At 67.3% G+C, this 19,277-nt stretch carries 16 protein-coding genes and 1 pseudogene; 14 read left to right on the top strand and 3 right to left on the bottom strand.

Annotated elements, in window-relative coordinates; translation table 11 throughout:
• Nucleotides 1-37: 37 nt before the first annotated feature.
• The gene (locus F1D05_RS13055; protein WP_185447958.1) at nucleotides 38-1,699 is read right to left on the bottom strand and encodes a dolichyl-phosphate-mannose--protein mannosyltransferase; all 1,662 of its coding nucleotides are present in this window, start codon (nucleotides 1,697-1,699) and stop codon (nucleotides 38-40) included.
• A 55-nt stretch (nucleotides 1,700-1,754) separates the two neighbouring features.
• Here F1D05_RS13055 and rsmI point away from each other — a divergent pair, with 55 nt between their 5' ends.
• From rsmI to rox, 14 genes and pseudogenes are all read left to right on the top strand, one after another.
• Complete coding sequence (gene rsmI, locus F1D05_RS13050; protein ID WP_206686190.1) at nucleotides 1,755-2,609, top strand: 16S rRNA (cytidine(1402)-2'-O)-methyltransferase; 855 nt, start codon at nucleotides 1,755-1,757, stop codon at nucleotides 2,607-2,609.
• A gap of 28 nt (nucleotides 2,610-2,637) precedes the next feature.
• Nucleotides 2,638-4,209 (top strand): methionine--tRNA ligase, encoded by a 1,572-nt coding sequence (gene metG, locus F1D05_RS13045; RefSeq protein ID WP_185447956.1) that lies wholly within the window; start codon nucleotides 2,638-2,640, stop codon nucleotides 4,207-4,209.
• A gap of 116 nt (nucleotides 4,210-4,325) precedes the next feature.
• Nucleotides 4,326-5,237 (top strand): NADP-dependent oxidoreductase, encoded by a 912-nt coding sequence (locus tag F1D05_RS13040; protein WP_185447955.1) that lies wholly within the window; start codon nucleotides 4,326-4,328, stop codon nucleotides 5,235-5,237.
• Between the two features lie 81 nt (nucleotides 5,238-5,318).
• A pseudogene (locus F1D05_RS40135) lies at nucleotides 5,319-5,813 on the top strand (AAA family ATPase); the annotation flags it as partial.
• A gap of 268 nt (nucleotides 5,814-6,081) precedes the next feature.
• On the top strand, nucleotides 6,082-6,732 hold the full coding sequence (locus tag F1D05_RS40130; protein WP_246486650.1) for a DUF234 domain-containing protein: 651 nt from the start codon (nucleotides 6,082-6,084) through the stop codon (nucleotides 6,730-6,732).
• A 144-nt stretch (nucleotides 6,733-6,876) separates the two neighbouring features.
• Nucleotides 6,877-7,305, top strand: a complete 429-nt coding sequence (locus F1D05_RS13030; RefSeq protein WP_185447954.1) for an SRPBCC domain-containing protein — start codon at nucleotides 6,877-6,879, stop codon at nucleotides 7,303-7,305.
• Nucleotides 7,306-7,340: 35 nt separating this feature from the next.
• Nucleotides 7,341-9,662 (top strand): hypothetical protein, encoded by a 2,322-nt coding sequence (locus F1D05_RS13025; RefSeq protein WP_246486649.1) that lies wholly within the window; start codon nucleotides 7,341-7,343, stop codon nucleotides 9,660-9,662.
• Between the two features lie 9 nt (nucleotides 9,663-9,671).
• Nucleotides 9,672-10,586, top strand: a complete 915-nt coding sequence (locus F1D05_RS13020) for a TatD family hydrolase (protein WP_185447953.1) — start codon at nucleotides 9,672-9,674, stop codon at nucleotides 10,584-10,586.
• A gap of 85 nt (nucleotides 10,587-10,671) precedes the next feature.
• Entirely contained in the window at nucleotides 10,672-11,241 is a 570-nt protein-coding gene (locus F1D05_RS13015) for a nitroreductase family protein (RefSeq protein WP_343066592.1), read from the top strand.
• Nucleotides 11,242-11,459: 218 nt separating this feature from the next.
• Complete coding sequence (locus tag F1D05_RS41945) at nucleotides 11,460-12,572, top strand: resuscitation-promoting factor (protein ID WP_185447952.1); 1,113 nt, start codon at nucleotides 11,460-11,462, stop codon at nucleotides 12,570-12,572.
• 93 nt (nucleotides 12,573-12,665) lie between these two features.
• On the top strand, nucleotides 12,666-13,511 hold the full coding sequence (gene rsmA / locus F1D05_RS13005) for a 16S rRNA (adenine(1518)-N(6)/adenine(1519)-N(6))-dimethyltransferase RsmA (protein ID WP_246486648.1): 846 nt from the start codon (nucleotides 12,666-12,668) through the stop codon (nucleotides 13,509-13,511).
• Nucleotides 13,512-13,558: 47 nt separating this feature from the next.
• The gene (locus tag F1D05_RS13000; RefSeq protein ID WP_185447950.1) at nucleotides 13,559-14,494 is read left to right on the top strand and encodes a 4-(cytidine 5'-diphospho)-2-C-methyl-D-erythritol kinase; all 936 of its coding nucleotides are present in this window, start codon (nucleotides 13,559-13,561) and stop codon (nucleotides 14,492-14,494) included.
• Nucleotides 14,495-14,777: 283 nt separating this feature from the next.
• On the top strand, nucleotides 14,778-15,539 hold the full coding sequence (locus F1D05_RS12995) for a hypothetical protein (protein WP_185447949.1): 762 nt from the start codon (nucleotides 14,778-14,780) through the stop codon (nucleotides 15,537-15,539).
• 291 nt (nucleotides 15,540-15,830) lie between these two features.
• Nucleotides 15,831-17,213: a rifampin monooxygenase gene (rox, locus tag F1D05_RS12990; RefSeq protein ID WP_206686189.1), complete on the top strand. Its 1,383-nt coding sequence runs from the start codon at nucleotides 15,831-15,833 to the stop codon at nucleotides 17,211-17,213.
• A 78-nt stretch (nucleotides 17,214-17,291) separates the two neighbouring features.
• Here the strand turns inward: rox and F1D05_RS12985 are convergent, their stop codons facing one another.
• Nucleotides 17,292-17,663, bottom strand: a complete 372-nt coding sequence (locus F1D05_RS12985; RefSeq protein ID WP_185447947.1) for a hypothetical protein — start codon at nucleotides 17,661-17,663, stop codon at nucleotides 17,292-17,294.
• Nucleotides 17,660-19,036 carry a class I tRNA ligase family protein gene (locus F1D05_RS12980; RefSeq protein WP_185447946.1) on the bottom strand — a complete coding sequence of 459 codons (1,377 nt, stop codon included), beginning with the start codon at nucleotides 19,034-19,036 and terminating at the stop codon, nucleotides 17,660-17,662. The genes F1D05_RS12985 and F1D05_RS12980 overlap by 4 nt, the downstream gene beginning before the upstream one ends.
• Nucleotides 19,037-19,277 lie beyond the last annotated feature (241 nt).

The following is a 19,277-nucleotide window of genomic DNA, read 5'->3' as shown; positions in this document are numbered from 1 at the left end:
CTGCCCCACGGCTCTTCGGACGCAAGGAATGGCGCGGCTAGATCCAGGACTTGAACCACATTCGGTTCAGCCAGGCCGAGTGGGGGAGGACCTTGTCGGTCAGGATCGGCCAGGTGTAGGCGAAGTTGAGGACGACCAGCACGACGAAGGCGCCGACGACCGCGCTGCCGATCAGGCGGCGCGGGGTGGAGGTCTGCAGCGCGGCGCGGGCCGGGCCGAGGATCTTGCCGAGGACGAGGGACAACGCGATCACCGTGAACGGGATCATCGTCACCGCGTAGAAGAAGAAGATCGGTCTGTCGTCGAAGGCGAACCACGGCACCCAGCACGTCACGTAGCCCATCACCGCCACGCCGAACCGCCAGTCCCGCTGGGCGATCCACAGGACGAGGCCTGCGAGCAGGGCCAGCGCGCCACCCCACCACAGCAACGGCGTACCGACTGCTGAAATCACCGAGAGGCAGTTCTCGCCGTTCTTGGTGTTGCACCCGGGTTGACCGGGTTTGATGTCGTTGATCGCGTCGAAGCCGATCGGGCGGGCGATGATCGGCCACCCCGCCGGGTGTGACTGGTACGGGTGAGTGGCGTTCCTGATGTAGTCGCCGGTGTGGAACGCCAGCACTTCCTGGTGGTAGTGGATCAGCGACCGGAAGTCGTCGGGCACGATCTTCATCACGCCGTGCGCCGGGTTCTTGGACGCGTAGTCGTGGTCATAGGCGTTGTCGTGCAGCAGCCAGCCGGTCCAGGTCGCCGTGTAGGTGACGACGGCGACCAGCACGATGCTCAGGAACGCCGGGAGCCCGTCGACGAGGGCGGACTTCCAGAACGCATGCCGTACGCCGATCATCCGGCGCGCGCCGAGGTCCCAGGCGAAGGCGAGCAAGCCGAACCCGGCCATCACCCAGACCGCGCTCCACTTGGTGCCGAGCGCGAGCCCGAAACAGACTCCGGCCGCGAGGCGCCAGGGGCGGATCAGCATCCAGCGGCCGATCTTGCCTTCCGTCATCCGGTCGACCGAATCGGCGAGCCGGCGGCGGCTCCAGTCGCGGTCGGCGACCAGACACGAGATCGCGGCGACCAGCCAGAAGGCCAGGAAGATGTCGAGCAGCGCGACCCGCGACATCACGAAGTGCAGGCCGTCGACGGCGAGCAGTACGCCGGCGATGCAGCCGATCAGGGTCGACCGGGTCATCCGGCGGACGACGCGGATCAGCAGCAGCACGGTCAGGGTGCCGAACAGGGCCGGCATGAACCGCCAGCCGAAGGTGTTCATCCCGAACAACTGCTCACCGGCCGCGATCATCCATTTGCCGACCTCGGGGTGCACGGTCAGGCTCGGGGTGTTCTTGAAGACGTCCAGGTTGCCGGCCAGGATCGCCTTGTCGGCGGCCCCCTCCGGCTTGTCGATGAACTGCAGCGCGTACCCGTGCTTGAGCAGCGAGTACGCGTCCTTGGCGTAGTACGTCTCGTCGAAGACGAACTTGACCGGGTTGCCGAGGTTCCAGAACCGCAGGATCGCGGCCATCGCGGTGATCGCCAGAGTGGCGATCCAGCCGCCCTCGAAATCCCGGGGCATCGGCTGGTACAACCGCTCCTTCAGCGGCGGCAGGCGGCGCCCCTGGACGTCGCGTCCGAGCGTCTCCCGAGGCTCGGCGGGCGTCGCGGTGTCGTCATCGATCACGGCAGTCACGGTGGCCATGGTACGGAGCCGTCGGTGCCACCGCGTCCCGACACCACCCCGAGCCCCTGCGAGGATGGCTCCCATGACCGGGCGATTGGTGTTGGTGGGGACTCCTATTGGGGACTTTTCGGATGCTTCTGCCCGGTTGAGGCGGGTGCTGGGGGAAGTGGATGTGGTAGCCGCGGAGGACACCCGGAGGTTGAAACGGCTGACGTCCGAGCTGGGGATCGTCGTCACCGGGCGGGTGATGAGTTTCTTCGAGGGGAACGAGCGGCAGCGGACGGATGAGTTGGTGGCCGCGCTGGTCGAGGGCCAGACGGTAGCGGTGGTGACGGATGCGGGGATGCCGAGCGTGTCCGATCCGGGGTATCGGCTGGTCGCGGCGGCGATCGAGGCCGGGATCCAGGTGACGGCGGTTCCGGGGCCTTCCGCGGTACTGACCGCACTGGCTCTGAGTGGGCTGCCTGTCGATCGGTTCACGTTCGAGGGGTTCCTGCCGCGCAAGTCGGGTGAGCGGATCAAGCGCTTCCAGGAGCTGGCCAGGGAACAGCGGACGATGATCTTCTTCGAGGCGCCGCACCGGTTGACCGATTCGCTGGCCGAGATGGCCGAGGCATTCGGAAAGGATCGGCGTGCGGCGGTCTGCCGCGAGCTGACCAAGACCTATGAAGAGGTCAAGCGCGGTACTGCGGCCGAGCTGGCCGAGTGGGCGGCCGACGGGGTTCGCGGCGAGATCACCATCGTGGTCAGCGGCGCCGACCCGTCCGCCCGTGAGCTCGGTCCCGAGGAGCTCGCCGCGGAGGTCGCCACCGACGAGGAAGCCGGTACGCCGCGCAAGCAGGCCATCTCCGACGTGGCCAAGCGCTTCGGTGTCCCCAAACGGACGGTGTACGACGCGGTACTGGCGGCCCGGCACCCTGGTAAATAGCGGTGGCGTGCCCGACTAGGCTTCAGGTATGTCCGAGAAGTCCTTTTATGTCACCACCCCGATCTACTACGTCACGGCTCCGCCGCACATCGGCAGCGCCTACACGACGGTGGCCGGGGACGTCCTGACCCGTTGGCACGCCCAGCGGGGCGAGCGCAAGTGGTACCTGACCGGTACCGACGAGCACGGCGAGAAGGTGATGCGCAGCGCTGAGGCGCAGGGCATGTCCCCGCAGGCATGGACGGACAAGCTGGTCGAGGAGTCCTGGAAGCCGGCCTGGGTCGACGTCGACATCGACTACGACGACTTCATCCGGACCACCGAGAAGCGGCACACCGACCGGGTCCGCGACTTCTGGCAGACGCTCTACGACAAGGGCGACGTCTACAAGGGCGAGTACGAAGGCCTGTACTGCGTGGGCTGTGAGGAGTTCAAGCTCCCCACCGACATCCGCACGGACGAAGACGGCACCCAGCGGTGCATGATCCACGGCACCGAGCTGGAGACGGTCTCGGAGACGAACTACTTCTTCCGGCTCTCCGCGTACGCCGACCGGCTGATCGCGCTGTACGAGTCGCAGCCGGACTTCGTCGCGCCGTCAAGCGCGCGCAACGAGGTCATCTCGTTCGTGAAGCAGGGCCTGCAGGACCTGTCGATCACCCGGTCCACCTTCGACTGGGGCATTCCGGTGCCCTGGGACGAGGAGCACGTGCTCTACGTCTGGATCGACGCGCTGCTCAACTACGTCACGGCCGCGGGCTACGGTACCGACCCGGAGCGGTTCGAGCAGCTCTGGCCGGTCGACGTGCACCTGGTCGGCAAGGACATCCTGCGGTTCCACGCGGTGATCTGGCCGGCCATGCTGATGGCCGCGGGCGTCGCCGTACCGAGGCAGGTCTTCGCGCACGGCTGGCTGCTGGTCGGCGGCGAGAAGATGAGCAAGTCGAAGCTGACCGCGATCGCGCCGAACGAGATCACCGACCACTTCGGCTCCGACGCCTTCCGGTACTACTTCCTCCGGACGATCCAGTTCGGTTCGGACGGGTCGTTCTCCTGGGAGCACCTGAACGCCGTCTACACCTCGGAGCTGGCGAACGGTCTGGGCAACCTGGCCAGCCGGATCGCGGCGATGGTCGGCAAGTACTTCGACGGCGAGCTGCCCGAGGCGAGCGACCACGGGCCGGCCGAGCAGGCGCTGGCGGACAAGCTGGCCGAGACGGTGGCGACCGCTGAGAAGGCGATCGACACCCTCGCCTTCCAGGAGGCGCTGACCGCGATCAACGATCTGGTCGGTGCGGTCAACGGCTACGTCTCCGAGCAGGAGCCGTGGGAGGTCGCGAAGGACGACGCCCAGCGTTCGCGGTTGGCGACGATCCTCTACAGCTCCGCCGAGGTACTGCGCGCTGTCGCGGTGCTGCACAACCCGACGATGCCGAAGACGGCTGCCAAGCTGTGGACCCTGCTCGGCGCCGAGGCCAAGCTCGGCCCGCTCGCGGACCAGCGGGTCCAGGACGCGGGCACCTGGGGGCAGCTCCCGGCCGGCGCGGTCCTGGTCAAGGGCGAAGCCCTCTTCCCCCGCTTGGCCGAAGTCGAGGCGTAAGTACTGGGTGGCCGGAAGTTTTTCCGGCGGATGGGAATACCTCCTGCGCGGAGACGATTGATTATTCAAGTAATACAAAACTTGAAGCGTCAACTCATCTCCAGCGGAGGTTTCTCATGCGGGCGGTCGTGTACGAAGAGTTCGGTGGTCCCGAGGTGCTGCAGGTAGGCGCGGTCGAGGAGCCGCACGCAGGCTCTGGCGAGGTCCGGGTCGCGGTTCGCGCGGCCGGGGTGAACCCGATGGACTACAAGCTGCGCCACGGCTGGTTCGGCGCCGAGGCGGCCGTCTTCCCGGTCGTACCGGGCTTGGAGCTTGCCGGAGTGGTGGACGAGGTCGGCGAAGGCGTCACCGAGTTCGCGGTCGGTGACGAGGTCGCCGGGTGGGCGAAGACCGGCTCGTTGGCGGAGTACGCGCTGGCGGGCATCATCGCGAAGAAGCCGGCCGAGGTGTCGTTCGAAGAGGCCGTAGCGCTTCCGGTCGCTGGTGAGACCTCCGCTCGGGTGCTGCGCGAGCTTGACCTGAAGGACGGCGAGACGCTGCTCGTCCACGGCGCGGCCGGTGGCGTCGGTGCCGTTGGTGTCCAGCTTGCGGTGGCGCTCGGCGCGACCGTGATCGGCACCGCCTCCGAGGCCAACCACGACTACGTGCGCTCGCTCGGCGCCATCCCGGTCGCGTACGGCGAGGGCCTGATCGACCGGGTCCGCGCGGTCGCACCGCAGGGCATCGACGCCGTGTACGACGTCGCGGGCAAGGGCGCGCTGCCGGACTCGATCGAGCTTCGTGGCGGCACCGACCGCATCATCACTGTCGCCGACATCGGCGCCACGGACCTCGGCATCCCGTTCTCGTCGGGCGGCACGCCTCCCGACGTACAGGCTGCCGGCCTCCGCGAGCAGCTCCAGTTCGCCGCCGAAGGCAAGCTCAAGCTCAAGGTCGCTGACACCTTCGGCTTCGACGAGGCAGCGAAGGCTGCCGAGATCTCCGAGGGCGGTCACGTCCGCGGGAAGCTGGTCGTCAAGCCGTATTAGCTGAGCGCAGGATAGTACCGACAGAGATACTATCTTTGTTGGTACTATCTCTGTTGGAAGTCAGCCGACAGGGGGTGTCCGGTGGAACGTTTTGTCGGGCGAGCGCGGGAGCTCCAGGTGCTGCAGGACGCCCTGGCCGATGTGCGGGCGGGTCGTGCCTCCGCGCAACCGGGCCGGTGCATTCTCATCCGCGGCCGTCGGCGAGTCGGAAAGTCCAGCCTGGTCGAGGAGTTTCTTCGCCACGCAGAGGTGCCTGCCGTCTTCTTCACCGCGGCCGGGCTACCGGCGGACAGGGAGTTGGCCGAGCTTGCCGAGGTGATCGCCGAGTCGAACTTGCCGGACCGGGCTCTGTTCGCCGACGAGCGGCCGGACCAGTGGAGTGCGGCGCTTCGCCTGCTGGCCGAGGTGCTGCCAGAAGATCAGCCGAGCGTCCTGGTGATCGACGAGGTCCCGTACCTGATGGATCGAATCGACGCCTTCGAGGGTGTTTTGCAGCGAGCCTGGGATCGGCTGCTCAGTCGCAAGCCGGTACTGCTGCTGCTGGTCGGCTCTGACTTATCGATGATGGAAGCCTTGAACAGCTACGACCGGCCCTTTCATCAACGAGGACGCGAGATGGTCGTCGGCCCGCTCAGTCCCGCAGATCTGGCAGACATGCTCGATCTCTCACCGGCCGTCGCGTTCGATGCGGCACTGATCACCGGTGGTCTGCCGTTGATCTGCCGCGACTGGCCGCGCGGTGCCTCGCACTGGAAGTTCCTGGCGAAGTCGTTGGCCGACCCGACCGCGGCCCCTGCTGGTATCCGCCGAGCGTTCGCTGGCCGCCGAGTTTCCGCCACAAGCGATGGGTGCGGAGGTACTCCGGGCGATCGGCACCGGCGAGCGGAAATTCACCAACATCGCCCGGGCTGCCGGCGGCATCTCTCACTCCACGCTGACCAGAGCGCTCGATCTCCTGATCGACAAGGGAGTCGTGGCCGCCGAGCTTCCGCTGTCGCTGCGTCCTTCCAAGGAACGGCGGTACCGGATCGCGGATCCGTATCTGCGGTTCTGGCTGGCCTTTGTCGACTCACACATGGCCGAGATCGAGCGCCTGCGCGGTGATCTCACCCTGGCCAGAATCAGAGCGGGCTGGATGTCGTGGCGAGGTCGTGCGGTCGAACCGCTGGTTCGCGAGTCGCTCGCCCGGATCCTGCCGGTGGCCGACCTTCCCGCTGCACCCGTTGTCGGCGCGTACTGGACGAGAAGCAACGATGTCGAGATCGACCTGGTCGGCGCGGATCGCGAGCCGGCTGCCAAGAAGCTGCACTTTGTCGGCTCGATCAAATGGCTCGAGCAGAAGCAGTTCGACTCGCACGACCTGGCCGCTTTGCAGAAACATCGCGCTGCACTGACCGACGATCCCGTCCCGCTGGTCGCGGTCAGCCGATCCGGCGTCTCCTGTCAGGGGCTCCAGGCAGCGTTCGGTCCCACCGAACTCCTAGCCGCCTGGTGACACCTTTCGGAGCCAAAAGTTTCATAGCTCGAGCGCCGTCGGTGGTGGAAGTGGAGTTGGGCCGGCTGGTTTGACGCTTTCTTACAAGAGGTACCGGGGTGGTCAGCGTTAGCGTCTGAGGATGACCGAGAGGAGTCGAGGACGATGACTGGCTATCTGGCCACCGCCGAGACCGAGATCAGCGCTTCCCCCGCCCAGGTGTGGGAAGTACTGACGGATCCCGAGCAGATCAAGAAGTTCATGTTCGGGGCAGAGGTGAAGACCGACTGGCAGCCGGGCAGCCCGATCACCTGGCAGGGCGTCTACGAGGGCAAGGACTACGAGGACAAGGGCGAGATCCTCGAGGTCGATCCCGGCCGGTTGCTGAAAATGACCCACTACAGTCCGCTGACCGGCCAGCCGGATGTGCCGGAGAACTATCACACGCTTACCTACGAACTGGCTGAGCGCGGTACTTCGACACACCTTTCCCTCAGCCAGGACAACAACGCCAGCGAGGAAGAGGCCGAGCACTCGCGTGGGATGTGGGAGATGCTCGTCAACGGCGTCAAGGAAGCCACCGAACGCGGCTGACACAACCACCGCCGTAGCGGGCATCATTAGCACTGATGACCGGCACGACGGTGGTCGGCGGGTCGGCGCCCGCTCGGCCCGCACCCGCTCCAGGATCCGCCCGGCCAGGACCGCAGCTCGGGCTCGGGCTGGTCGGCTATTGGTTGCTGGTCCCGATCACCGGGGTCCTGCTGCTCGCGTGGATCGGCGATTCGGGCGGCGAGAGCATCCGCTTCTTCATCACCTGGTTGCTGGCAGTCCTGCTCCCGGGCACGTTGCTGTGGCGGGCGCTGGCCGGCGGACGGTCGGTGTCGCAGGACCTCGGGTTCGGCGCGGTGCTCGGCCTCGCCTGGCAGTTGGCGACGTGGGCGATCTGTACTGCGATCGGCCTGCCGCTCCTCCAATGGGCCGCGGCCGCCCTTCTCGTTCTGACGTTCGCGGTAGTTCCTGCGCTCAGGCCTCATCTCGGCTTGCGTGGCATGGCGCCCGCGCCGCCTCGGTGGTGGCACGGGCTGCTGGTGGCGAGCCTGCTTCTCGCCGTACTGCGAACTGTCGCCAGCCTGCTGCGAGCACTGCCGCTGCCGCCCGAAGCAGCGGTCCGCAACCAGGACATCTGGTACCAGCTCGGGCTCGTGCAGGTGCTTACGGAGCACGTCCCACCGCCCGATCCCTCGGCCCTCGGTGAGCCGCTGATCTACCACTGGTTCGCGACCGCTTCGATGGCGAGCGGGTCGGTGATGTCGGATGTGGACCCGCCGCAGGTGCTCCTGCACCAGTGGCCGATCACGATGGTGCTCACCCTCGTACTGGTCGGCTGGGCAGCAGGCGAAGCGCTCAGCGAACGACGCTGGGTAGGGCCGATCGCTGGAGCGTTGGCCGGAGTACTGCCCGGTGCTTTGCAGTTGGCGGTGTCCCCGACGGTCAACATGGCGGGCGCGCAGTCGGTTCAGTCGCCGACCGGGACGATGGCTGCGGTCGTCCTGCTCGGGTTGGTCGGGCCGACAGTCCTCATCCTGCGACGGGAAGCGGGCCGAGGTGCCTGGGTCGCGATGGTCATGCTGCTGGGGCTCGCCGGCGGCACCAAGCCGACTCTGCTCCCGATCATGCTGGTCGGCTGCCTGTTCGCGGGGGCCTTTACCTGGTTGGCGGAACGGCGGCCGCCCTGGCGTCTGGTATTCCTGACGGGCCTGTCCGCGCTCCTCCTGCTCGCGTCCTCGTTCACGCTGATCGGCAGTGCGCAGGGAAGCCGGATCCAGTTCTTCGCCGCCTTGCGAGTCCAGCCGTATTACCAGTCCGTGACCGGCGATATGTCCCTTCCGGCCACAGGTGGCTGGTTCATCCAGTCCGTGGCCTCCGGCGATCCCCGGATGATCCTCTTCATCGCGACTCTGGCCACTTGGTACCTGGTCACCGAGGTCCCGCGGCTGCTCGCTCTGCTGGGCATGTCGATCAAGCCGGTACGACGCGATCCGGCGTACTGGTGGAGCGGGGGATGTGTGGCCGCCGGGGTCGGAATCACCTTGGTGTTCTCGCACACCGGCTATTCGGAGTACTACTTCCTGACTGCCGTCCTCGCGCTCGGCATCGTCGCGGCAGTTGCCGTCGGCGCCGATCTGGCCCGGCGGGCGGATCTGCTCAGTCTGGTGATCACGGCCTGGGCGGGTGCACTCACAGCCAGCGCGCTGTTCCTCTATTGGCCGGTGAAGCCGGGGATCCACACGGTCGCCAGATCGCTGACCACTCTGGTGGTTCCGTTCGCGATCCTCGCGGTGGTGGGGGCGGTCGTGATTCTGCTGGTGAATCGGGCCCGGGATGCGGCGGCCATCGCAGTGCAGGTGATCGTGCTGACGATCGCGGCCAGTCTGCCGGCCCAGTTGGTCAACCTGGGCGCCGGGATCCAGGCCATGGTGGAACCACGGCCCGCGCCGAACGAGACGAGCCGGACCTATCTCACCCAGGACGAGCAGGACGCGATGCTCTGGCTGCGGAAGCACAAGGAGAAGGACGATGTTGCCATCACCAACGTGTTCTGTCTGCCGGTGCGGTACCGGCCGGGGTGCGCCGAGGATGCGTACTGGGTGTCCGGGCTGAGCGGCGTACAGCTGTATCTCGGCGGTTGGGCGTATGCGCCGGCGAACCTGGCCGCTGACTACCAAACCAGCTTCCTGACCCGGCCGCCGCCATGGCCCGATCGCTTGAAGGACAGCCTCGACGCCATCGAGCGGCCGACGCCGCGGTTGCTCACCAAGCTGCGGAACGAGGTCGGCGTGGATTGGATCGTGGCCGACCTACGGGCCGGGTCGGTATCCCTGGCGCTCGACAAGCTCGCAGTACCGGCCTTCAGTAATAGGGACATGAGGATCTACCGGCTTAAGTAGGCTGGTCCCATGTCTACCGACAATGTGGAGGTCGAGCGTCCGACGCGGGAACGCGCTGCCATCGGAGAGGACGGGCGGTCCCGGGACCGGACCCGGCCCGCGGTGCCGGATCCGTTGCCGATGAGCGTGGTCGACGCGCACTGCCACCTGGACATCGCGGACGGCGAGGACGGCGCCTGGCTGGGGGCCGCCCAGGCGATCAAGCTGGCCGCGTCGGTCGGCGTGACCCGGATCGTTCAGGTGGGCTGCGACCTGCCGGGCGCGCTCTGGGCCGTCGAAGCCGCCGAGCAGTACCCGAACCTGATCGCGGGCGTCGCGCTGCACCCGAACGAGGCGCCGCGGCTCAAGGCCGCCGGTGAGCTCGACAGCGCGCTGGCCGAGATCGAGCGGCTGGCTCAATCCTCGGCCAAGGTTCGGGTGATCGGTGAGACCGGGCTGGACTACTTCCGGACCGGCGAGGACGGCCGCGCCGCGCAGCACGAGTCGTTCGCCGCGCACATCGAACTGGCGAAGCGGCTCGACAAGACGCTGATGATCCACGACCGGGACGCGCACGACGACATCCTCGCCATCCTGGACCGCGAAGGCGTGCCGGACCGGGTGGTGATGCACTGCTTCTCCGGCGACACCGAGTTCGCCCGGAAGTGTGTCGAGCGCGGGGCGTTCCTCAGCTTCGCCGGGGTGGTCACCTTCAAGAACGCGCAGTCGCTGCGGGACGCGCTCGCGGTGACGCCGCTGAACAGGATCCTGGTCGAGACGGACGCGCCGTACCTGACGCCGTCGCCGCATCGCGGACAGCCCAACGCGTCGTACCTGATCCCGCACACCGTCCGGAAGATGGCCGGTGTCCTGAACATCTCCGTCGCCGAACTCTGCGAAGCCCTGTCCACCAACGCGAACAACGCCTTCGGTGGCGCCTGGTAGCTGTGCGGACCCGGCTGCCCGGCTGATAGACAGGGCGGCATGGAATTCAGTGAGGTCGTCCGGCGGCGACGCATGGTTCGCAACTATGACCCGTCCCGGGCCGGTACCGGACGAGATCCGGGAAAGGATCTTGGAAAACGGTCTCCGGGCGCCTTCCGGTGGTTTCAGCCAAGGGTGGGCGTTCCTGACCCTCGAAGGCGACGATCGGGACCGCTATTGGGGCATCGCGGCCGAGGATCCCGACCCGAAGTATGTGGAGTGGGTCACAGGGTTGCGCCGGGCGCCGCTGCTGATCTTCGCCTTTGCTCACAAGGACGCATACCTCGACCGGTACACCGAGCCGGACAAGGGCTGGACTGACCGCGACGAGTCGCACTGGACTGCGCCGTACTGGTACATCGACACCGGCATGGCGGCCCTGCTGATGTTGCAGACCGTGGTCGACGAAGGCTTGGCTGCTTGCCTTTTCGGTCCTCCCGCCGACAAGGTCGGCCGGCTGAAGGCGGAGTTCGGCGTACCGGCGGGCTTCGATCCGATCGGGGTCATCTCGATCGGTTACCGGGCTCCCGACAAGCGGTCCCCGTCGCTCAAGCGAGGGCGTCGCAGTACTGCTGAAGTGGTCCATCGGGGGCAGTGGGGCCGTCACGACGAGTGAGCGGGTCATTACACCTTTTCCAGACTTTCCGGCCAGGGGATTGGCGCTCTCGGGACTTCTTCGTTACTGTCTCGTGATGTTGGCCGGGATCGGGGAAGGTCCCGGATAGCACGCCCCTCGGCGGAGACTGTGATTGCCAGGCCCTGCAACCTGGCATACGCCGCGTCCGCCAGTGCTGTCCCACCCCGTGCCCGGGTAGCCCTACCTGGGAGCTTTTAGTGCGCAAGTCCATCATCGCGGCTGTCGGTGCGACGGCTGTGTTAGCCGTCGTGGGCGGCAGCGTGGCTTATGCCAGTAAGAGCAAGACTGTGAGTCTGTCCATCGACGGGCAGGTGCAGAAGGTCCACACCTTCGGTTCCACCGTCGGCGACGCTCTGCAGGCCAAGAAGATCCAGGTCGGCGAGCGCGACCTGGTGGCTCCGGCTCTGGACGCCAAGCTCCAGGACGGCCAGGAGATCGCGGTGCAGTACGGCCGCCAGCTCACTGTGAACGCCGACGGCACCAAGAAGAGCTTCTGGACCACGGCCGACAGCGTGAACGAGGCGCTGGCCGACCTGGGCCTGCGCTACGACGGCGCGTTCCTCTCGACCAGCCGGAGCGCCCCGATCGGGCGTCAGGGCCTGGAGCTGGAGGTCCGGACCGCGAAGGTCGTCCAGTTCGTCCGGCAGGGCAAGGCCGTCACGGTGAAGTCGATGGCGATGACCGTGGCCGAGGCGCTCAAGGGTGCCGGAGTCTCCTACGACGCCGACGACCGGATCACTCCGGCGACCGCCACCGCGCTGAAGCCCGGTGTCGTCAACCGGATCACCGTGGTCAAGGTCGAGGTCAAGAACGTCAGCAGCCTCGAGTCGATCGCCTTCGGCAAGAAGGAAACGAAGTCGGCGACGATGGCCGAGGGCGACACCAAGACGACCACCAAGGGCACGGCCGGCAAGAAGTCGGTCAGCAAGATCCTGACGTACGTCGACGGCAAGCTGACCAGCACCAAGATCGTCGCCAGCAAGGTCATCGCGGCGCCGGTCGACGAGCTCGTCACGGTCGGCACCAAGAAGGCCGAGACCGGCGAAACCAGTACCCCGCCCACCGGTAACACCGGTGCCTGGGACCGGATCGCCGAGTGCGAGTCCGGCGGCAACTGGTCGATCGCCAGCGGCAACGGCTACTACGGTGGTCTGCAGTTCGATCACGGCACCTGGGTGGCGTACGGCGGCGACGCCTACGCGAACAACGCCAACGGTGCTTCGAAGGCTCAGCAGATCGCGATCGCGGAGAAGGTCAAGGCCGACCGCGGTGGCTACGGTGCCTGGCCGGTCTGCGGTAAGCGGGCCTGACCTAGTGCCTCGCGCACTAGTGCGAGACTGGCGCATGTGACCAGCGCTGATTCATCCACTTCCGCCGGACCGAGACTCCTCGGTCCGGCGGAAGTGCGTTCACTGGCCGCCTCGCTCGGGCTCCGGCCCACCAAGCAGCGCGGCCAGAACTTCGTCATCGACCCGAACACCGTTCGCCGGATCGTCCGCGCGGCCGAGCTGGCTCCGGCCGGTGAGACGGTGCTGGAGATCGGTCCGGGGCTCGGATCGCTCACGCTCGCATTGCTTGCCGAGGGTCACCGCGTCACCGCGGTCGAGATCGATCCGGTGCTGGCCGCGGCCCTGCCCGGCACTGTTTCCGAGTTCGCGCCGGGGCAGGCCTCCGCGCTGACTGTCGTCGAGGCGGACGCGATGGCCGTTTCGGCTGAGGAAATCGGCGCTCCTGACGCCTGCGTGGCCAACCTGCCGTACAACGTCTCCGTGCCGGTCCTGCTGCACCTGCTCGCGATCGCCCCGACGATGCGGCACGGCCTCGTCATGGTCCAGTCAGAGGTCGCGGACCGCCTCGCCGCGCCGCCCGGCTCCCGGACGTACGGCGTACCGTCCGCCAAAGCCGCCTGGTACGCCGAGGTGCGCCGCGCCGGGCCGATCGGGCGGAACGTGTTCTGGCCCGCCCCGAACGTCGATTCCGGATTGGTTGCCTTCTCGCGGCGTCCCGCCCCGGAGACTGTGGCGACCCGCGAGGAGGTTTTCGCCGTCATCGAGGGCGCTTTCTCGCAACGCCGCAAAACTATCCGCTCGGCGCTGGCCCGCTGGATGCCGGACCGCGCCCGCCTCGACGCGGTGTTCAAGGCAGCCGGCATCGATCCGATGCTTCGCGGCGAGATGCTCGGCATCGAAGACTTCGCCCGCATCGCCGGCGCCGCCCACCAGGGGCAGGGCGCCACTCCCGACCAGTGACGCGCAGTACAGGCAGCACGTGCTGACATGGCCCGAGCCGCTAGGGTTTGCGCGTGCCACCAAATGCCCAGGTCACGGTGCGGTCGCCGGCCAAGATCAATCTCGGCCTGTCGGTCGGTCCGCCGCGCCCCGACGGGTTCCATCCGCTCGCGACGGTCTACCAGGCCGTTGCCCTGTACGACGACGTCACGGCGACCCTGCGCGACGACTCCGCCATCACCGTCGAGGTGGTCGGCGACTTCGCGGTCGACGTCCCCGCTGACGACTCCAACCTCGCGGTTCGGGCGGCTCGGATGCTCCAGGTCGAGTTCGACGTGGAGGAAGGCGTCGATCTGACCATCCGCAAGACCATCCCGGTCGCGGGTGGGATGGCCGGCGGCTCAACCGACGCCGCGGCGACCCTGGTGGCGTGCAACCGGCTCTGGGGACTTGGCTTGTCCCAGTCCGAGCTGGAACGGATCGCGGCGGAGCTCGGCAGCGACGTACCGTTCTGCCTGGTCGGCCACACCGCACTCGGCCGGGGTCGCGGTGAACAGGTCACCGAGGTGATGTCCCGCGGCACCTTCCACTGGGTCTTCGCGATCGCCGACGGCGGGCTCTCGACCCCGGCCGTCTACAAGGAACTCGACCGCCTCCGCCCGCTCCGCCGGGTCGAGTCGCCCGAAGTACGGCCTGAACTCCTGTCGGCTCTGCTGTCGGGTCAGTCGGCCGCCCTCGCGGTTGCCCTCAGCAACGACATGCAAGCGGCAGCCCTCTCACTGCGCCCCGAACTGGCCGCCACCCTCCAATTCGGCCTCGACCAGGGCGCCCTCGCGGCGATGATCTCCGGCTCCGGCCCCACCTGCCTCTTCCTCTCCACCGACAGCCGCCGAGCCGTGGACCTAGCCGTAGCACTAGCCGAATCCGGCCTCTGCCGAATGGTCCGCCAAGCCGAAGGCCCAGTCCCCGGCGCCCGAGTACTACCCGCCCCCATCAACCGCTAGTACTCCGCCCCACGCAGCTCCTATTCGCCGCTCCCCACCCACGGTCCACTTCCCGCCAATCCGGGCGTCTTTGTGCACCAGTTGAGCATTCCGTCCCTGGAAGATGCTCACCGGATGCACAAAGGCCGGCAACCGACGCCGACGCTCCGCGCCTTGTGCACGGCCTGAGTACGCGATCGGCACGGAACACGCAGCCGGTGCACAAAGGCATCCGTACCGTGGGCCGGCCGGGAAGCTGCCGGTGGCTTGCGGTGTGGTGAAGTAGCAGCGCAGCGCCTGCTGCATGCGGCTGGCGTGGTCCTTAATTGTGGGCGGTGGTCGTCGAAGGGCGTTTAGGGTCGGCGGTGTGAGTTTTGAGGAAGCGGGCCCGTACGGCGAGACGCTCGGTCTGCTGGGTCGGCAATCTGATCATCGGGATGCGGAACGGCTGCTTCTTGCGGCCGGGTGGACTCCGGGCGGCGCCGGTGACTGGGCGATTGCGCTTTGCTCGCCGGATGGTGCGGCCGCGGCGCGGATCAGTCCGTTCGATCCGGCTGGGCCGTACTCCGTGGCGCTGTATCGGGAGGCGGCGCATACCCGGCAAGTGCCCGAGCTGTTCGCGCACCGGCGTTTGGTAGGTGGCGGCGACTTTCAGATCATGGAATGGCTTCAGCCCGTTCCCGAGCACGAGGCGGTCGCGTTTCACCAGGCGATCGTTGGGCGGGAGCCGGAAGTCGCAGGTCTCGTTGAGGTCGTACGGCGTATTCATGAACGTGCCCGCAGAGAGGCGCCGTGGTTCGGGATCAAGGTGGACGACAACCCGGCCAACGTGATGCGTGCCGCGGATGGGCGTCTCGTCGCCGCTGACCTGTTCGGTGCCGATGGCCCCAATCTCTACGCGACCGTGGCGAACGAGCCCGAGCTGATCGTCACGCGCATACCCGAGAGCGAGCGGCGGTTCATGACCGAGATTCCTTTGACTGCGACCGGACCGTGGGAGCCCGAGGTACGTGACGCGATGCGCGCCGGGCTTGCCGCGGCCGACGCGCGCAACAACCCCGCTTAACCCGGCCGTTCCCACTCTTGATCATGTGGCTTGGAATGGGGTGGACGGGGTGATGCTCGGGCTGTAGTTTGCAGTGGACTGTGACGCTGCGCGAGGAGGTGAGACCCATGAACGCTGGATCGATGTGGGTGCTCCCCCTTCCGTCACGGTCGGGCGATTGATGTAGGTGTCGCCGGGAGCGCCTCGACAAGTTGGCACTCCCGAAAGGCAACACCTGTGGAGACTTCGCAGTTCACCGCCGAGCCGTCGTCGTTCGACGTGATCATTGCCGGGTGCGGGCCGACCGGCGCGATGCTGGCCGCCGAGCTGCGGCTGCACGATGTGCGGGTACTCGTGCTGGAGAAGGAAACCGAGCCGGTGTCGTTCGCCCGCTTGGTCGGTCTGCATATTCGCAGTGTCGAGCTGATGGCGATGCGCGGGCTGCTGGATCGCCTGCTCGACCACGGAAGACAGCGTCCGGCGGGCGGGTTCTTCGCTGCCATCGCCAAACCCGCGCCCGAGGGCCTGGATTCCGCGCACGCCTATCTGCTCGGCATCCCGCAGCCCGTCATTGTTCGCCTGCTCGAAGAACATGCGATCCAGCTGGGTGCGCAGGTACGGCGCGGTTGTGCGGTGGTCGATTTCGAGCAGGACGACGAGGGCGTGACCGTCGAGCTGGCCGACGGCGAGCAGTTGCGTTCGCGCTATCTCGTCGGCTGTGACGGCGGGCCCAGCACGGTGCGCAAACGGCTCGGTGTGGGCTTCCCCGGCGAGCCCTCGCGGAACGAGACGCTGATGGGCGAGATGGAAGTGGGTGTACCGCAGGAGGAAATCGCTGCCAAGGTGGCCGAAATCTACGAGACCCACAAGACCTTCAGTCTCAGACCGTTCGGCGAGGGGATCTACCGCGTCGTAGTACCCGTCGCGGGAGTCAGCGATCGTGCGGAACCGCCCACCCTCGAGAACTTCAGACGACAGCTGCGCACCATTGCAGGAACCGATTTCGGCGTGCATTCCCCGCGCTGGTTGTCCCGCTTCGGGGATGCCACCCGGCTGGCCGATCGTTATCGGGTCGGGCGGGTGCTGCTGGCCGGCGATGCGGCCCACATTCATCCGCCCACCGGCGGACAGGGCCTCAACCTGGGCGTTCAGGACGCCTTCAACCTCGGCTGGAAACTGGCCGCACAGATCCGCGGCTGGGCGCCGGAAACACTCCTGGACACCTACCAGGCCGAACGTCATCCGGTCGCCGCGGACGTGCTGGACAACACCCGCGCGCAGATGGAACTGCTCTCCACCGAACCGGGCCCGCAAGCCGTACGCAGGCTGCTCACCGAACTGATGGACTTCGACGAGGTGAACCGCTATCTGATCGAGAAGATCACCGCGATCAGCATCCGCTACGACTTGGGCGAAGGGCCCGACCTACTCGGCCGCCGCCTACGCGACCTCGACCTGAAACAGGGCCACCTCTACGACCTGCTGCACCACGGCCGCGGCCTGCTCCTGGACCGCACCGAACACCTGACCGTCGGCGCCTGGTCAGACCGGGTCGACTACCTCGCGGACCCCACTGCAGCACTGGACGCTCCCTGCGTACTACTACGCCCCGACGGCCACGTCGCCTGGCTCGGCGACAACCAGCAGGACCTGAACACCCACCTCACCCGCTGGTTCGGCAACCCCGCCAACTGACGGCGCCCCTGGGCGGGTAAGAACGGCGAACGCACAGGTGAGGCGGGAGTGACGAACGCGGCGAGGTGCGTGGGGGTACTAGCCCGTGAGGGACTCGGGTGGAGGTGGGGCCAGGGCTGGTGCGACCTCTTCGATCACTGAGATGCCGGTGGAGCCGTCCAGGCGGTGCCAGTGTTCGGTGAGGGTTAGGGTGCCGGTCTCGTCCAGCTCGGGGACGCTGGTTACCTGGCCGGCGGTTACTGAGCCGTCGGTGCCGAGTTGGCAGTAGGTGGCGGTGATGGTGCCGGTGGCGTCGCAGGTGCCTACCAGGCGGCCGAAGTAGAGCTTGCCGCCGCCGAAGTCGGCCCAGATGAGTTTGCCGTTCTGGTGGTAGCGGCCGGTCGGGGCGCCGGGGGGATTGCCGACGGGGCGGAAGATGCGGCCGTCGTAGTCGGGGGTCTCCATCGTCATCGCCCGGTCAGGATCTGGAGGAGCGCCTCGACGCCGGGTGCACTCGCTGCCATCCCGGTCAGTACGGCCCGTACGGCGAGCGCCGGGTCGAAACCGCGTGGCTTCAAGGCAGCCATGCCGCGAGTCACGTCCGCCTCGGCGAGCGTCGGCGGCAGCGGATGATCTCCGGTGTCGTCGGGCGAGGACTCTCTGGCGCTGTCGAGGAGGGGGCGTACATAGGCCTCGAACTCGCGGTAGGACGACAGAGTGAAGTTGCTGGCGAAGCGGTCCGGGCGATCCCAGGCCAGGTAGAGGCGGACGACGTCGACGTCCTCCTCCGTGAGGAAGTCGTTGGCCCAGATCGCATGGTTGCGGCTGGTCGAGAACTTCTCCCCGTCGAGCGTGTAGAACTCGTTCACCTGCGCCCCGCCGAACGCCTCGGGCGGCACGCCGGCGGCCAGGTACAGCGCCGGCCAGAAGAGCGCGAAGTAGAACCCGTTGTCGATCCCGTTGAAGTGCCAGAGCGAGTCGACCTCGGACCACGCCTCCGCGGTCGCCTCCAACCCGAGCGTCCCCGGTTTGATCCCCTGCGCCACCCCGTGCAGCGTGCTGAGACCGACCTCGGCATACACCTCGAGCCGCAGACCTTCATGCGGTCCGACGCCGGCCAGACCCCAGTTCGTCGGATAGGCGATCGGTACGTCGGGAAGCCGGTTCTCCAGGTAATGGGCAACGATCTTGCGAGCGCGGTCGGGGAGTTCGGCGCGGAGCCAGACCTCGATGATCGCCTCGCGGTAGTCCTCCATCGGCAGCACCGGCACGGTCGCGAGGAACGACCGGGGCGCTCCGCCGCAACGGTTGCACTTGGGATCCACCAGATTCTCGGCCGACGTGTAGCCGCCGCACCCTTCGCAGCCGCCGCCCGCCGCTTCCGATCCGCACCAGCAGCAGATGCCGACGACGTACGACTGATGCAGGGTCCGCTTGCAGTCGGAGCACGCGAGCAAGGTGAGCTTGCGCATCGGGAAACGGCCGGCCGCGGTGAGGTCGGCGGCGAGGGTGGTGACGCCGCGCTGGTAGTCCTCGCTCTGCGGGTTCAGGAACACGTCGTACTGGATTCTGGCGGCATCCAGCGCGGCGATGATCTCCTCGCGGAACGAGGCGGCCAGCTTCTCGACATCGACGCCGTCGCGCTCGGCCCGGGTCAGCACCCAGTTCTGATGGACGTCGAACCCGGCTGTGGTGACGACCCGTTCGCCGCGGGCGCGGGCGGCGCGGGCGGCGATGTCCGCGGCCAGATAGGGCCCGGAGAGGTGACCTACGTGCATCGGTCCGTTGGCGGTGGCCGGCGGAACGATGACAACGGTGACACCGGTTCTCGTGGAGGTACTCATCAGAATGATCGACTCCTGTCCGAGGGGCGGTCGGCGGCATTCGACCTCGGTGACTGTGATCACCGAGGCAGTCGCAGTCCGCGAGATTACTCCTGCGGCAAGGCCTCGGCCAGGTGGGAAAACCCTTGCAAACAAGGGTGAATTCCCAGATCTGCCAAACGACCGTTTGACTTCCGGAGCAATCCTGCCAACCCTCTGGCAGCGCGCCGGACGGCTGGGTACTGTCCCCGCCATCGCCGCC

This window comes from Kribbella qitaiheensis (genome assembly GCF_014217565.1).
GTDB classification, from domain to species: domain Bacteria; phylum Actinomycetota; class Actinomycetes; order Propionibacteriales; family Kribbellaceae; genus Kribbella; species Kribbella qitaiheensis_A.
The sequence above is the reverse complement of the archived record's forward strand: the minus strand, read 5'-3'. Positions and strand labels throughout refer to the sequence as shown.

Coding starts and splice junctions, on each gene's coding strand:
- rox (WP_206686189.1), top strand. CDS start 15,831: ATGCTGGCCGCCGAGCTGCGGCTGCACGATGTGCGGGTACTCGTGCTG.
- F1D05_RS13025 (WP_246486649.1), top strand. CDS start 7,341: ATGACCGGCACGACGGTGGTCGGCGGGTCGGCGCCCGCTCGGCCCGCA.
- F1D05_RS12980 (WP_185447946.1), bottom strand. CDS start 19,036: ATGAGTACCTCCACGAGAACCGGTGTCACCGTTGTCATCGTTCCGCCG.
- rsmI (WP_206686190.1), top strand. CDS start 1,755: ATGGCTCCCATGACCGGGCGATTGGTGTTGGTGGGGACTCCTATTGGG.
- F1D05_RS12995 (WP_185447949.1), top strand. CDS start 14,778: ATGCGGCTGGCGTGGTCCTTAATTGTGGGCGGTGGTCGTCGAAGGGCG.
- F1D05_RS13030 (WP_185447954.1), top strand. CDS start 6,877: ATGACTGGCTATCTGGCCACCGCCGAGACCGAGATCAGCGCTTCCCCC.
- F1D05_RS13020 (WP_185447953.1), top strand. CDS start 9,672: ATGTCTACCGACAATGTGGAGGTCGAGCGTCCGACGCGGGAACGCGCT.
- F1D05_RS40130 (WP_246486650.1), top strand. CDS start 6,082: ATGGGTGCGGAGGTACTCCGGGCGATCGGCACCGGCGAGCGGAAATTC.
- metG (WP_185447956.1), top strand. CDS start 2,638: ATGTCCGAGAAGTCCTTTTATGTCACCACCCCGATCTACTACGTCACG.
- F1D05_RS13055 (WP_185447958.1), bottom strand. CDS start 1,699: ATGGCCACCGTGACTGCCGTGATCGATGACGACACCGCGACGCCCGCC.
- F1D05_RS13015 (WP_343066592.1), top strand. CDS start 10,672: ATGACCCGTCCCGGGCCGGTACCGGACGAGATCCGGGAAAGGATCTTG.
- F1D05_RS12985 (WP_185447947.1), bottom strand. CDS start 17,663: ATGACGATGGAGACCCCCGACTACGACGGCCGCATCTTCCGCCCCGTC.
- F1D05_RS13040 (WP_185447955.1), top strand. CDS start 4,326: ATGCGGGCGGTCGTGTACGAAGAGTTCGGTGGTCCCGAGGTGCTGCAG.